General features: G+C 61.9%; 19 protein-coding genes and 1 pseudogene. All 20 read left to right on the plus strand.

Annotation, left to right across the window (positions count from 1 at the left end):
• Positions 1 to 69 precede the first annotated feature (69 nt).
• Positions 70 to 453, plus strand: a complete 384-nt coding sequence (locus tag NCS58_RS16540; protein ID WP_250538676.1) for an XRE family transcriptional regulator — start codon at positions 70 to 72, stop codon at positions 451 to 453.
• Between the two features lies 1 nt (position 454).
• Positions 455 to 637 carry a hypothetical protein gene (locus NCS58_RS16545; protein WP_250538677.1) on the plus strand — a complete coding sequence of 61 codons (183 nt, stop codon included), beginning with the start codon at positions 455 to 457 and terminating at the stop codon, positions 635 to 637.
• 129 nt (positions 638 to 766) lie between these two features.
• The gene (locus NCS58_RS16550; protein ID WP_250538678.1) at positions 767 to 988 is read left to right on the plus strand and encodes a hypothetical protein; all 222 of its coding nucleotides are present in this window, start codon (positions 767 to 769) and stop codon (positions 986 to 988) included.
• Positions 985 to 1,173: a hypothetical protein gene (locus NCS58_RS16555; RefSeq protein WP_250538679.1), complete on the plus strand. Its 189-nt coding sequence runs from the start codon at positions 985 to 987 to the stop codon at positions 1,171 to 1,173. The genes NCS58_RS16550 and NCS58_RS16555 overlap by 4 nt, the downstream gene beginning before the upstream one ends.
• An 8-nt stretch (positions 1,174 to 1,181) precedes the next feature.
• Positions 1,182 to 1,871 (plus strand): Rha family transcriptional regulator, encoded by a 690-nt coding sequence (locus tag NCS58_RS16560; protein WP_250538680.1) that lies wholly within the window; start codon positions 1,182 to 1,184, stop codon positions 1,869 to 1,871.
• A 1-nt stretch (position 1,872) separates the two neighbouring features.
• Positions 1,873 to 3,048 carry a replication protein gene (locus tag NCS58_RS16565; RefSeq protein WP_250538681.1) on the plus strand — a complete coding sequence of 392 codons (1,176 nt, stop codon included), beginning with the start codon at positions 1,873 to 1,875 and terminating at the stop codon, positions 3,046 to 3,048.
• Positions 3,045 to 3,578 carry a DUF1064 domain-containing protein gene (locus NCS58_RS16570; RefSeq protein ID WP_250538682.1) on the plus strand — a complete coding sequence of 178 codons (534 nt, stop codon included), beginning with the start codon at positions 3,045 to 3,047 and terminating at the stop codon, positions 3,576 to 3,578. Before NCS58_RS16565 ends, NCS58_RS16570 begins: the two co-directional genes overlap by 4 nt.
• A gap of 23 nt (positions 3,579 to 3,601) precedes the next feature.
• Positions 3,602 to 4,108, plus strand: a complete 507-nt coding sequence (locus tag NCS58_RS16575) for a hypothetical protein (RefSeq protein ID WP_250538683.1) — start codon at positions 3,602 to 3,604, stop codon at positions 4,106 to 4,108.
• Positions 4,105 to 4,572, plus strand: a complete 468-nt coding sequence (locus tag NCS58_RS16580; RefSeq protein WP_250538684.1) for a hypothetical protein — start codon at positions 4,105 to 4,107, stop codon at positions 4,570 to 4,572. Before NCS58_RS16575 ends, NCS58_RS16580 begins: the two co-directional genes overlap by 4 nt.
• Positions 4,569 to 4,976: pseudogene (locus NCS58_RS16585) on the plus strand (hypothetical protein); the annotation flags it as partial. The gene NCS58_RS16580 and the pseudogene NCS58_RS16585, both read left to right, overlap by 4 nt.
• Before the next feature lie 547 nt (positions 4,977 to 5,523).
• On the plus strand, positions 5,524 to 5,775 hold the full coding sequence (locus tag NCS58_RS16590) for a phage portal protein (RefSeq protein ID WP_250538685.1): 252 nt from the start codon (positions 5,524 to 5,526) through the stop codon (positions 5,773 to 5,775).
• Between the two features lie 190 nt (positions 5,776 to 5,965).
• Positions 5,966 to 6,394, plus strand: a complete 429-nt coding sequence (locus NCS58_RS16595) for a hypothetical protein (protein WP_250538686.1) — start codon at positions 5,966 to 5,968, stop codon at positions 6,392 to 6,394.
• A gap of 198 nt (positions 6,395 to 6,592) precedes the next feature.
• The gene (locus NCS58_RS16600; protein ID WP_250538687.1) at positions 6,593 to 7,243 is read left to right on the plus strand and encodes a hypothetical protein; all 651 of its coding nucleotides are present in this window, start codon (positions 6,593 to 6,595) and stop codon (positions 7,241 to 7,243) included.
• On the plus strand, positions 7,243 to 7,929 hold the full coding sequence (locus tag NCS58_RS16605) for a hypothetical protein (RefSeq protein WP_250538688.1): 687 nt from the start codon (positions 7,243 to 7,245) through the stop codon (positions 7,927 to 7,929). The genes NCS58_RS16600 and NCS58_RS16605 overlap by 1 nt, the downstream gene beginning before the upstream one ends.
• A gap of 6 nt (positions 7,930 to 7,935) precedes the next feature.
• Complete coding sequence (locus NCS58_RS16610; protein ID WP_250538689.1) at positions 7,936 to 8,145, plus strand: hypothetical protein; 210 nt, start codon at positions 7,936 to 7,938, stop codon at positions 8,143 to 8,145.
• A 192-nt stretch (positions 8,146 to 8,337) separates the two neighbouring features.
• Positions 8,338 to 8,916: a hypothetical protein gene (locus NCS58_RS16615; protein ID WP_250538690.1), complete on the plus strand. Its 579-nt coding sequence runs from the start codon at positions 8,338 to 8,340 to the stop codon at positions 8,914 to 8,916.
• The gene (locus NCS58_RS16620; RefSeq protein ID WP_250538691.1) at positions 8,894 to 10,915 is read left to right on the plus strand and encodes a phage terminase large subunit family protein; all 2,022 of its coding nucleotides are present in this window, start codon (positions 8,894 to 8,896) and stop codon (positions 10,913 to 10,915) included. The genes NCS58_RS16615 and NCS58_RS16620 overlap by 23 nt, the downstream gene beginning before the upstream one ends.
• A gap of 44 nt (positions 10,916 to 10,959) precedes the next feature.
• Positions 10,960 to 11,208, plus strand: a complete 249-nt coding sequence (locus tag NCS58_RS16625) for a gpW family protein (protein ID WP_244807975.1) — start codon at positions 10,960 to 10,962, stop codon at positions 11,206 to 11,208.
• Between the two features lie 144 nt (positions 11,209 to 11,352).
• Complete coding sequence (locus NCS58_RS16630; protein WP_250538855.1) at positions 11,353 to 12,870, plus strand: phage portal protein; 1,518 nt, start codon at positions 11,353 to 11,355, stop codon at positions 12,868 to 12,870.
• The gene (locus NCS58_RS16635; RefSeq protein ID WP_250538692.1) at positions 12,867 to 13,751 is read left to right on the plus strand and encodes a S49 family peptidase; all 885 of its coding nucleotides are present in this window, start codon (positions 12,867 to 12,869) and stop codon (positions 13,749 to 13,751) included. The genes NCS58_RS16630 and NCS58_RS16635 overlap by 4 nt, the downstream gene beginning before the upstream one ends.
• Positions 13,752 to 13,789: the final 38 nt, after the last annotated feature.

Genomic DNA, 13,789 nt, shown 5'->3' on the forward strand with positions numbered 1-13,789 from the left:
TTTGGCAACAGGGGCAACCAGTAATCCAACTAGTAACACGATTGTATTTTTCTAAGTGGAAAGGAACTGATGCAGACACAACAAACGCCACACAAGGCTGCTGCACAAGCACTCCAGCGCGATGGCGAATCCGGTTCACCGCGCTTTCTGCCTGACGATTTGATTGCTCAATGCGGATCTTTCCGTGATGCCGTGTGGCTCGCCTGGGAAAACAGGTCGATTCGCGGCATGACGAAAAGGACGCTCGCGGAAGTGTGTGGGCTCTACGCCCCTCACGTCACGAACATGGTGAACGCGCAGGCGTACGACTCGAAGGGGAAGAAGCGGGCGGATTTGCCGGCTGCGAAGGTCGACGAATTCGAGCGTGTAGTCGGCAACCGGGCCGTCAGTCAGTGGTTGGCTGATCGGGCTGAGTTGACCATTTTGGAGAGGATGATCGCCAACAAGAGGTGACATGAAAGACGAGGAAGCACTGGCGAAGGTAGACGGGGCCATTAAAGCAGCACAAAACCGAGTCGGAAACGACCAGCAGAAGTTGCGGGACGATTTGAGGCAGCAAAGATCAGCAGATCCGAGCCTGTTCGAAGCATTCAAACAGACAGGTCAGCTGATGCAGCAAACGCAGCAAGGGCATTAAGACGTACCGCGCCGGCCGCAACTCAGCCGGCGCACCAACTGGGAATAAGTCGATACACAAGCAGCTTGATCGTCAGGCTTCTTCTGTTCCGATTTAGTACTACTGACCGGCTTACCGGCGGGAGATCCCATGCAAAACAACTCGAATCCAGTTCTCTTCGTGCCGGAGCTGGCGCCGGAACTGCCGGCCGCGCAGCAGAAGCAGATCCGCGACGCCCTGTGTGCGGTTGCGGCGCGTGGCGAGCGCTTCCCGGGCGAACTCGCCGCGGTCCGCGTCGGTCTTTCGCGCGAATTCGCAACCTTCAGCGCCGACTGCTCGCGGGCGGCCAAGGCTTCGAAGGTGAAGGCATGAGCGCGCGCGATATTCAGCCGTCGCTCGGCGGCGCGGATCTTCTTCACGTGGGCCGCTTCTTCCTCGGTCCGATGACGACCGATCAATCCATCACGCCGGACGTCGCGCCGAAGATCTGCATCGGCTGCGGTGCCAAGCAACGCGCGGACGGTTCGTTGCCGTGCGGCCACGACAACGACCTGTGAGGTCATCCATGAACGAAATGTCGCTCCTCAATTCGCTGACGATGTCGAGTCGGGAGATCGCTGAACTTTGCGGGAAGCGCCACGACAACGTCATGCGCGACATTCGCCTCATGTTGATCGACCTGCACGGCGTCGATGGTGTCCTCAAATTTGAGGATACCCAGATCAACCAGCAGAACGATCAGCGTTACCCGATTTTTCGTTTGCCGAAGCGCGAAACGCTCATCCTCGTCTCTGGCTACAGCGTCGTCATGCGTGCACGAATCATCGACCGTTGGCAGGAACTCGAAGTGCGCGCGGCCCAACCGGTCGTCAATCTCGACGACCCCGCATTCCTGCGCGGCGCGCTGCTGCAGTACACGGAGCGCGTCATCGCGCTCGAGCAGAAAGTTGCTGAGCAAGCGCCGGCCGTCGAATTCGCGCGCGCGATCCGCGACACGAGCGATGCAATCTCCATCGGGCAGATGTCAGCGGTTCTCGGCATCGGCCGGAATCGATTCTTCGCCCGCCTTCGCGCCGACCACATCCTGATGGCGGACAACCTGCCATATCAAATCTACAAGGATCGCGGCTACTTCCGCGTCATCGAAAGCGTTTGGATCGATGACGCGAAGGAGCCGCACCCGACGTTCAAGACGCTTGTAACGGGGCGCGGGCAGGTATTCCTGCAGCGCAAATACGGCGCAGAGGCTGCGTGAGATGGCACTCGCTGACGTCATCCACATGCCCGAGCAGCGCGCCGTCCAGGTAGAGGACGGGTTCACGCGCATCGCTCACGGAATCCTCGAAGCGCTTGCGCTCGCGGACCTTGGCAAGCGCCACTACAAGGTGCTGATGGTCCTGCTGCGCCAGACGTACGGCTACAACAAGAAGGCCGACGAGATCAGCCTGACGCAGTTCCAAGCCAAGACCGGCGTGCTTCCGCAGCATGTCTCCCAAGCCATCGCTGATCTGGTGGAAATGCGCGTCGTGCTGAAGACGCCTGGCAAGCATGCTGCGTGTCTGTCGATTAACAAGTCCTTCGGGCAGTGGTCCGGAAAAGCGAAAGTCGAGGTTGATGCGCTTTGGGGTTCCCAAAACAGGAATAGCAGTATTCCTGAAATGGGAGATGAGGGTTCCCAAAACGGGAATGGTGCTATTCCCGAAACAGGCAATACAAAAGACAACTCCAAAAGAAAAGACCAAAAGACAACTCCAAAAGAAACCCTTTCGCGCTCGCTTCGCGAACGCTTTGAGATTTTCTGGGCGGCATACCCGCGTAAGCGATCGAAGAAAGCCGCAGAGAAGGCCTTTGCCAAGGTCAACCCGGACGAGCAGCTCTTCAACGACCTCATGAAAGGTCTGGAGCGGGCCAAGACTTCGGAACAGTGGCAAACCCCGCAGTACCAGCCGCACGCAGCCACCTGGCTGAACGACGGCGGATGGATGGACGAGTACCAGACCGAGTACAGCGACGCCGAACTTGCCGTGATCCGAGCCTGCAACGAGGCGCTTGGGGAGCGAGTCGGGACCGTCGACGAGTCCGCGTTCGTCGAGGCGCGCGCCGGTGCGATCCGCGCGTTCCTCACGAAGCTCGCGGCAGACCCGGAGGCGTGGAAGCGCTATTTTCCCGCCGTGCGCGACAAGGTCGAACTGCCGCCGCATGCGGGTTTCGACTACCTCATCAGCCCGAAAGGCTACGGCGATGTGCGCGGCCGCATGGCGATCAAGCGCAATCCGGACGGAACGCGTGTGCACGCAGGCGATTGGGACAAGTCCGCAAGCGGCATCAAGGCCAAGGCGAAGGAAATGGGCATCGCATTCGACGACGAAGAGCCGGTACCGGCGATCGCCGTGCGCGTGCGAGCCGCAATTGCAAAGCAGGAGGAACAGTGAAGCGCACCGCAGCCCTCCATTACCCGGAAGGAACGACGCAGGTCGGCACCGCGCGCGCGCGCGAGGACCGCACGGTCGGCCGCAGCTTCGCCGAGCGCGAACTGATGCGCCGCACCGGACAGAAGCCGGCGAGCGAGTTCGACGACATCGCCTCCGGGTACGACCCGTTCGCAACGGCTCCGAAGGTTCCGGTTGCGAAGAAGAAGCCGGCGAAGTACCGCAACGAGAAATGCGAGAGCGGCGGCATCAAGTTCGACAGCGAGCGCGAGATGAAGCGCTGGCACGAGCTCTTGCAGATGCAGGCGCGCGGCGAGATCAGCGAGTTGGAACTGCAAGTGCCATTCGTCCTGGCTGAGCCGGTAGTGATCGCCGGCCGGAAGCGTCCGGCGCTGCGGTACGTGGCGGATTTTGTGTACGAGAAGGGCGGCGAGACGGTCATTGAGGACGTGAAAGGCCGCGTAACTGAGGGATACCGCATCAAGCGCCACCTGATGGCCGCACGCGGTTTGAGGATCGTGGAGATCAAGTAATGGCTGAGATGAAGGAGGCAAGTATGAAAGGAACCCCTTGGACAGATACCGAAATCGCGATGCTGATCGGGATTAAAAAGCGCGGCGCGACGCTGAAAGACAACATGCATCTGCTGCCCGGTCGCTCTTACGGAGCCACCGTGTATAAGGCGCACGGCCTGGACATGCATTCCATCTCGGCTACGCGTCGGATTCAGTTGTTGATGCAGGACGGCAAAGAGCGCACGGCCCGTGAGATTGGCGAGCTGATCGGTCTCGACCGGAAGAGCGTCAATGAATACATGCGCGTCGCTGTCACTCCGGGCGCGAGCCAATGGGCACACGTTGCCCGCGTTGAAGGCCTCCATCGAAAGTCGGTCTATGTATACGGCCCGGGCGAGAACGCCGAACGCCCTGAATCGCTCGAGGAAATGTCGGACAAGCAGCTGGACGCGCTGCACCGCTCGGCTGGCGCATGGTGGCCGTATGGCGATCCGGTCTTGATGTCCGCCATGAGCGCGATGGTCACCGCCGGGAGGGCCGCCCCGTGAAGCTCGGCGAATGGATCATCTCGCGCATCGCGCGCCGTGCGCCGGACGCGGTCATCGGAGGGCACGACGACCCGTATCTGCTCCGCTGGTGGGTCATCCCGCGCAATCGCTTCTTCAACGTCTATCTGCATCACTTCATGCGCAGCGACGACGACCGCGCGCTGCACGATCACCCTTGGTCGAACCTGTCGATCCTGCTGCGAGGCACATACACCGAGCACACGATCGCGCCGGGCGGCATCAACGTGCGTACCGAGCGCACGGCCGGCCAGTGGAAGCTGCGACTGTTCGGCACCTTCGCGCACCGCATCGAGCTCACACACGGCGAGTGCTGGACGATCTTCGTCACCGGGCCGCGCTATCGGCATTGGGGCTTCCACTGCCCGGAGCAGGGCTGGATCCACTGGCAGCAGTTCACGGCACCGGGCGACTCAGGCGCGATTGGCAAGGGATGCGACCAATGAAGCGCAGCAAGCCTCTAGTGAGCAAGACGCCGATGAGGCGCTCGCCGTTCAAGACGGCAGACCGTGCGACGTCGCTGCGCCGCTCGGCGATGAAAACGCGCGTGAAGAAGCCGACGGTCGCCGAGGGCTCGAAGTATCTGGCGGCGTGCCGCGGCGCGCCGTGCTTCCTGAACGTCAAGTGCCCGTGGACAGACTGGGCCGATCCGACTGTCGTCGACTGCCACTCGAATCAATCGAAGCACGGCAAGGCCGGTGCGCTGAAGGCGAAGCACTGGTTCACGGTGCCGGGCTGCGCGGCCTGTCACGAGTGGCTCGATCGCAGCGGCGCGCCGTGGGAACAGAAATGTGCGGCATTCGACGATGCGCTCGCGCGCTGGGAGCCGGTGCGCGCTCGAAAGATGGGTTTGAAGGAGGAAGAAGGTGCGGTGCTTGATTCGAATACCGACGGACACGCGCTGGCGCACGCCGCGCGGCCGAAACGGGAAGCGGTATGCCTTGGAGCCGTTTCAGTTGACGGCAGCACTGGAGACGACGGTCTACAGGGTGGCGCTTCCGAATGTGCAGAACACGACCCGGCCGTTTGTCTGGGTTGATGCGTGGATTCCCGAGGATCGGCGCGCAGGAATACCGATTCTCGACGATGCGTGGGTTGAGCCCGGTGTGTATCGCACGCGTGCGTTCGTAGACGACAACAGCAAGACTCTGGCGCCGTTCCTCGCGAGCGGCTTGGAAGAGATGGACGTGAGAGAGATAACAACATGAACACGCTGCCCGAAAACTTCGATCCGCTGTTCGTCGCGCTCGGTATCCGCCGCCGCGCATGGACTGCTCCAGCGCAACCACAAAAGGTGACGAAATGACGGCCGACGCGCAAGGAATCGTCTTCGTATTCGTATTGGTCGTCGCGTGCGGCATCGTCGCAGCGGCCTATTCTCAGAGCCGGTGGCTGCGATGAGCGCGCACGCATACATCAGCTATTCGGACGTGCCCAACAGCGTGATCGCGTCGAGTCGCCAGCGAGTTCACGAGGAGACGAAGGAAATGCTCATCGCCTTCGACGACTGCCCGCTCACTGGTGTGATCCACGACGACGAGGGCGGCGCGCAGGAGATTGAGTTTCCTTTCCCGCGTGCGCCGGAGATCCGCAACTCGCTCGTTGGCTGGTTCATGAAGTGGAGCATTTCTTTTCAGGTGGTGACGTGAGGCGGTTCGAGTTTCTAGATCCGGCGATCGTGCTGGAGCGCAAACAGGACGGCACGTGTCTAGGGTGCAACCTGCTCGTGCTGTCCCGGTGGGGCGGCACGAAGAAGTACGTATGTAGCAAAGGAAATCAAAAAGCGTCACTCGATTGGGTCGAGATGCGCCGATGCAATAAATACGAGGCGGAGGTTGAATGAAGTTCGAGACGAACGAGGCGCGGTTCGATAACTGGGGCATGACGGTGCGCATGCCCAAGTTCCAATCCGGAGTCTGCGCGCAGTGGGCGCAACTCTATGTCGCATTGCGCGACGCGAAGGAAGCGCCGCACGGTGTGACGCCTGTTGAGAAAGACGGATGGCTCGTTGAGGCCGCTTGGTCGACGATGCCGAACCACGTGCACAAGTGGGTGTTGAAGTACACCTACGTGTGGAGAATGTCGCCGGAGCAAGTGCAGACGCGCATGCGTAAGCAGCACAAGGCAGTATTGCGCGGGCGGCAGTTCGAAATCGTGCTCGCCGAGGCCGAAAATTCGCTCCGGCAGCACATCTCGAAGATCCACGCCCGATCGTTCATGAAGAAGTTGCAAAAGAGCGGTTGTAAACCAGGAGCAACCGTCCTATAATCGCGCCAGATTACCGAATCCGCCTCGCGCGTGAGCTTTCGCTTCCCGACTGGGAGGCGAAGTCGTCGGTAGAGAAAGCCCGCCGCTGAGCGGGCTTTTTGCTTTCTCGAACACGTTCCTGAGTGTCTCCTCGGCGGGGCAACTGCCCTGATTTGACGCCTCGGCTTATGTCGGGGCGTTTTCTTTTCGGAGGTTGCTATGCTGAAGTTCAATCCCGACACCAAAGTCATCTTCGACAACGACGAATCGGCAGTCGCGCCGATCCGCGAGATCACGCGCGACGAGATCCCCGATCTGGTCGCGAACGGAGCGGGCGTTGACCCGAGCGCCAGCGTGGGGGAGCAAACCTCGTCGCCAGCCCAGACGGATGGCGATGCCCAGGCTGCTCAGGACCCGGCTGTGTCTGCGACCGGCTCGGATACGGAGGCTGACGCGGGAAAGCCCGTCGACGAGTCCTCGACCTCGCCCGCAGCATCCAGCGACGAATCCGCCGTCGTGAATAACGCGATCGCTGATCCGGGCGGCGCGGGATCGGCGGATCTCTACCCGGCGCCCGCCGCGCCGAACCTCGATGCGCAAGCGCCGGCAAGCGTGTCATCGGATGCCGTCCCTTTGGACGTTGGTGGCGCCGCTGATGCGGAGGCTGGCAGTGCTGAACCGGGGGAGTCCGACGCGGCGCTTTCTGCTTCCCAGACTGGATCTGGCTCGGATGAGCATCCGCTGACCATCATCGGCGAGATCGAAGCGCTGGTTCGCATGATCGGCAACAGCGCCGTGCACGAGTACCAGCGCCTGATTCAGCGTCTGGCCGATCTCAAGAATCACCCGACCATCAAGGACGGCGAGTAATGCAGAGCCCAATCCGCATCAGCGTTCAGTCTGATCTTGACGCGCTGACGCGGAGGCTCAACGATTTCGAACGCAAGCAACTGCCGTTCGCGTCTGCACAGGCGCTGACGGCAGTCGCTAAACGCGTTCAGGCCGCCGAGAAAGCGGCCCTCCCTCAAGTGTTTGATCGTCCGACGCCCTTCACGGTCAACTCGATTGGCGTGAAGGCCGCACGCAAGAACACGCAGGAGGCGATGGTGTTCGTAAAGGACATCGCCGCCGCATATCTCGCGCCGTACGAGTTTGGCGGCACCCACAAGCTCATCGGCTCGGGCAAGACGTGGCTCAATCCGAAGGACATGGCGTTGCTCAACCAGTACGGCAACTTCAGTCGCACGGCGCTGAAGCGTCTGGAAGGGAGGCCTGACATCTTCGTTGGCTCGATCAAAACGGCGAGCGGCGAATCGATCGGCGGCGTCTGGCAGCGTCCGACGGACGTCAAGGCGATCAAGCGGAGTGGCAAGCGCGGCGTCGCGATGCGCGGCGCGAACAAGACGAGTCACCTGCGGCTGCTGATCCGCTTCGGCGATGCGCAGCCGGTCAAGCAGCATCTCGACTTTGGCAAGCGGGGCCGCGAGGTGGTTGCATCCACGTATCGCGCCGAGTTTGCTGCGGCGCTTGCAAAGGCGCTCTCGACTGCACGGTGATCGACGATGAGGATCTACAAGTGCACGAACTTCACCGGCTTCTATCCGGTGGGTGTTGCGGCAGTCGTCGTCGCTGAATGCGCGTCCGCCGCTGAGCATCTTCTCAACTTGGCGTTGCAGGCTGCCGGGCTGCCCGGTGACGCGCAGATCTGTGAAGAGGACGCGATCGACGCGGCCGTGCCAGGCATCGTGATGCTGAGGAACGGCGACTACTGACCCGCGCGGCGTGCGGGATGGTTGTAAAAGATGCGCGTCAGGAGGGTAGGGAGGGAGGGTTTGGGAGGGGTCATGGGTATGGTTTACAACTGGGTCCCTCTCCGCCCTTCTGCTTCGCGGGCACTGCGCGCGCGCGATCTTTCTATAGCCACAAACTTTTCAAATTTGGGTAACAGGTAACAGATTCGAGCGATGAAACAGAGCGAGTTTGCGGTTCTCCACGGCGTCAGTCGGAAGACGGTCACGAAGTGGAAGGAGCGCGGCTGGCTTGTGTTTGCGGGCGATGAGGTCGACGTCGACGCGTCGAACGCGCTGCTAAAAAAGTACCGTCGTGACGGCACGCCGGCTGTTACCCAAACTGTTACCCAAGCGCCGCAAGGTAACAAACGCAAGACTGTTACCCAAGCGGCGAGCGAGGTAACACTTGGCGCGCGCGAAGACGCATCCGACGCCGCGGACCGGATCCTTTCGGGCAATGTCGAACTGCTCGATTTCGACGATGCGCGGACGTTTAAAGAGAACTATCTCGGGCTGAAGGCTCAGCTCGAATACGATCGCGATTCCGGTCTGGTGATCGACGTCGCCGAAGTTGCGAAAGCCGTCGGCACAGAATACGCCAAGGTCCGAACCCGCCTGCTGTCAATTCCCGCGGAACAGGCTCCGCGTCTCCATCGATGCAAGACGCCTGCCGAGTTGCAGGACATGTTGCAGGAGGTCATCACAGAAGCACTCGAAGAACTCACTCGCGATGGAGCAGGCAACCCTAAATAGCACCAGGCGGTACGCGCGCGGCTATGCGGCGTTGCGCGCGGGGCTCGCGGCGGCGCTTCGCCAGAATCTGACGCCGCCGCCGAAGCTTACGCTTAGCGAATGGGCCGAGCGATATGCGGTTCTGTCACGTGAGACGAGTGCGCAAACCGGCCGCTTCCGGGCGTTCGGTTATCAGAGGGGCATGCTGGATGCAGTAACCGACCCCAGCGTCGAGAAGATCAGCGTCATGAAGTCGGCTCGCGTCGGCTACACGAAACTGATGGATCACGCTGTCGGCTTCTTCATCCACCAGGACCCTTCGCCGATTCTCGTCGTGCAGCCCCGTGTCGAGGATGCGGAGAGCTATTCGAAGACGGAAATCGCGCCGATGCTGCGCGACACGCCGGTGCTCGCGGCGATCGCGGGCGATCAGAAGGCGAAGAACAGCGATCAGACGATTCTCGCGAAGACCTTCCGAAACGGATCGAGCCTGACGCTCGTTGGGGCGAACAGCCCGGCGGGCTTCCGGCGGATCACGTCGCGCGTCGTGATGTTCGACGAGGTTGACGCCTATCCGGTCGACGGCGCGGGCAACGAAGGCGATCAGATTGCGCTCGGCACGAAGCGGTCTGAGACCTTCTGGAATCGCAAGATCGTCCTCGGCTCGACGCCGACTGTGAAAGGCTATAGCCGGATCGAGAAGAGCTTCAACGAGAGCGATCAGCGCTACTTTTTCGTCGCGTGTCCGCATTGCGGCGAGCGGCAGGTGCTCGAATGGGGCAGTCCCGAAACGCCGTACGGCATGAAATGGGACAAGGACGAGCACGGTAACGGCATTCCGGAAAGCGTCTACTACGTCTGCCGGCACAACGGCTGCCTCATCCACGAGGCCGACAAGGCCGACATGGTGACGAACGGCGAGTGGCGTGCGACGAAGCCATTCAAGGGGCATGCCGGCTTTCATATTTGGGCCGGATATAGCCTCTTCCCGAACGCGTGCTGGTCGAACCTCGTTGCCGAATGGCTTCGAGTGAAGGACGACCCGCTCGCGCGGCAGACGTTCATCAACCTCGTGCTCGGCGAGCCGTATGAAGATCGCGGCGACCGCGCGCTGAGCGAGACGCGGCTGGCCGCTCGAACGGAAGTCTGGGATGCGGAGGTGCCTGACGGCGTCGGTCTAATCACGGTCGGCGGCGACGTGCAGGACGACCGCGTCGAGCTCGAAACGATCGGCTGGGGGCACAACGAGGAAAGCTGGTCTATTGATCACGCGGTCATCGAGGGCGATCCTGAGGGCGCGGAGCTGTGGAAGCGCGTCGACGAATATCTGAAACGGGTCTGGCGGCGCGCGGACGGTCGCGGTTTCGCAGTCTCCGCGGCGTGTATCGACTCTGGTGGTCACCATACGCAGAAGGTTTACGAGTTCGCGAAGGCGCGACTCGGGCGCCGCATCTGGGCGATTAAGGGCGAGTCGGCTCGCGGTGGCGCGCGGTCACCTGTCTGGCCGACGAAGCGTCCTTCGTCCCGAACGAAATCAACGTTCCGGCCGGTCATCATCGGCGTGAACGCAGCGAAGGACGTGATTCGCGAGCGGCTGCGGCGCGATCCCGAAGACAACGACGGCGTGCTGACATACCCGGCCGGGTACATGCACTTCCCGACGGACCGCGACATCAATTACTTCGCGCAGCTCATCTCGGAACGCTCGGTGACCAAGTTCGCCAACGGGCAGAAGTTTCGCGTGTGGGAGTTGCCGCCCGGGCGCGCGAACGAAGCACTCGACATTCGGGTGTATGGCTACGCGGCGCTGTGCGGGCTCATGCACATGGGCCTGAAGTTGAACCGGCGCGTCGAAGCGGTGCAGGCGGATCCCAGTGATCTTGTGCCGCCTGCTCCCGAGACGCGGCAGGAGGTCGAGCTCGATGTCGTGAGCGCGGCGCGGCCGGTGCGCCCGGATGGACCGATCATTAAACAGGCGCAGCCTGAAAAACGCTCTCGGATTCGGCGGCTCGCCGGCTGAAGCATAGGAGAACCACTTTGCGATGCTTCGACCCGAGCCGCAGCTTGCTTGCTGGCATGGATCAGACGGCGCTGCGGCAATCACTCGCCAATGCGCAGCAGATCTACCTCCAGTTGTCCACTGGTGCGCAAGGCGAGTCTTACTCGTACACGCAGGGCGACGGCACTAGGTCAGTGACGTACACCCGCGCGAATCTCGCGGAACTCGCTGCGGCGATCCAGTTGATGCAGGCGCAGCTCGGCATCGTCGCCTCGCCTCGCAGAGCAAACCGAATGACCTTCACACGGCGATAACGCATGGAATCGAACGTACAGCTACTTGGTCCGGACGGCAAGCCGCTGCCGGAGCGCAAGAGCCGTGCGCTCGCGCTGAACGGCAGTTATAGCGGGTACGGCAGCACCAGCGCATTCGACGCGGCGGACATGTCCAGTCAGCACATGCGGGACTGGAACCCGGTGCTCTGGTCTCCCGATGGCGAGCTCAACCCGTATCGCGACCGCATCGTTTCCCGCGTGCGCGACCTGGTGCGCAACGACGGGTGGGCGTCGGCGGCTGTCACGCGCACCCTCGACAACGTCATCGGAGCGGACTTCCGGCCGATCTCGAAGCCGGATTACCGCGCGCTCGCAGCGATGACCGGCAATAAGAAGTTCGATCACGTCTGGGCAGATGAGTTTGGGCGCGCGCTCGAAGCGGGTTGGCGCACATGGTCGGAAGATCCTGCGCACTTCTGCGACGCGCAGCGCAAGCTGACGATTCCGCAGATGATGCGCCTGGCGTTCCGCCACAAGATCGTCGACGGAGACGCGCTCGCCATCCTCCAGTGGATGCCCGAGCGCCTGCCGCGCGGCGCGCGCTACGCGACCGTGCTGCAACTGATCGACCCTGACCGTCTGTCGAACCCGCAACAAAATTTCGACCGCCAGACGATGCGCGGCGGCGTTGAGGTGGACGAATACGGAGCGCCGGTTGCGTACCACATCCGTAAGGCGCATCAAGGCGACTGGTTCAGCGGCGGAAAGCAGGTGACGTGGGAGCGGATCGCAGCCGAAACAGATTGGGGACGGCCGATCGTTGTCCACGACTACGACTTCGACCGCGCGTCGCAGCATCGCGGCGGCGCGGGCATCCTGACGCCTGTGCTGCAGAGGTTGAAGATGTTGATCAAGTACGACGGCACCGAACTCGACGCGGCGATCATCAATGCGATCTTTGGCGCTTACGTCACGAGCCCTTTCGATAAGCAGCTCGTGACGGAGGCGCTTGGCGACGGCGAAGACGCCGAGGCATACAACGGGTATCAGGACGCGCGCGCGGATTTTCACGACAAGACGGATCTCCGTCTCGGCGGCGCGCGGTTGCCGATCCTGTTTCCCGGCGAACAGATCAACACCGTGTCCGCTACACGGCCGGCGGGCAACTTCGCCGAGTTCGAGAACGCCATGCTGCGCAACGTCGCGGCGGGCACCGGCATGTCTGCGCAGCAAATCACGCAGAACTGGGCGGACGTCAACTACTCGTCGTATCGCGCTGCGGCGCTTGAAGCGTGGAAGACGTTCGATCGCCGTCGCAGCGACTTCGGTCGCGGATTCGGCCAGCCCATTCTGTGTGCGATGGTCGAGGAAATGATGGACATCGGCGAGCTTCCGCTTCCGGCGGAAGCACCCGAGTTCGCGATGGCGCGCGCGGCCTATACGCGTGCGTGGTGGATCGGTCCGGGACGCGGATATGTTGATCCGCTGAAAGAACGCCAGGGGGCGGCGCTCGGCATCGAGTCGGGTCTATCGACGCTCGAAGACGAATCGGCGCAACTGTCGGGCAACGATTGGCGCGACAACATCGATCAGCGCGCGATCGAGATCCAGTATTTCAAGGATCGCGGCATTCCTCTTCCTTCGACGCTGAAAGACGACGCGACGGCGGACGAGGCCACACAGGAACCCAAGGCTCAATGAACAACGTTCTCCCACGACTGGCGACGCGGATGTTCAACACGCCCGTCGCCATTCATCCGCGCAAGGCGGAGATCGTGGTGGCGGCGCTCGCGGATCGGCTTGGCATTGGCGGCATGGTGAGGCTGGACGGGACCGGCATCGTTCCGATGGCGATGGAAGATGACGAGTATGGCTTCGCGGAACCGGGGCGCACGCCGCGCGCCGGCTACGACAACGTCGGCGGCGTTGCGGTCATCGAGGTTCAGGGCACGCTGGTTCAGAAGCTCGGTTCCTTGCGTCCGTACAGCGGCATGTCGGGATACGACGGGATTCGCCAAAACTTGCTGATGGCGCTCGACGATCCCGACGTCAGTGCGATTGCGCTCGACATCGACTCACCCGGCGGAGAGGTGGCCGGATGCTTCGATTTGGTCGACATGATTCACGGCGCGCGCGGCGTTAAACCGATCTGGTCGATTCTCAACGAGTCGGCCTATAGCGCTGCGTATGCAATCGCGAGCGCCGCGGATCGCATCATTGTGCCGCGCACGGGCGGCGTCGGAAGCATCGGCGTCATCTGCGCGCATGTGGATCTGTCTGAAGCGCTGTCGAAGGCTGGCATGAAGGTGACATTCATCACCTACGGGGATTACAAAGCCGACGGCCATTCCGAGATCCCGCTTGCGCCCGATGCGCTGGCGCGCTTTCAGGCGGACATCAACACGATGGGCGAACTGTTCGTTGAGACAGTTGCCCGCAACCGGAATATCGCGGCCGCCACGGTGCGCGATACGCAAGCCGCCACATTCATGGGTGACAAGGGTGTCGCCCTTGGATTGGCGGATGAAGTGGCGGCTCCTGATGCCGCGTTTCGAGCCCTGATCCAGTCGATCCGGTCTTAAATTTCTTACTGAAGGGAAGCTATATGAAGCTCTCGAAG

The organism is Caballeronia sp. INML3B (genome assembly GCF_023631305.1).
Classification (GTDB): Bacteria; Pseudomonadota; Gammaproteobacteria; order Burkholderiales; family Burkholderiaceae; genus Caballeronia; species Caballeronia turbans.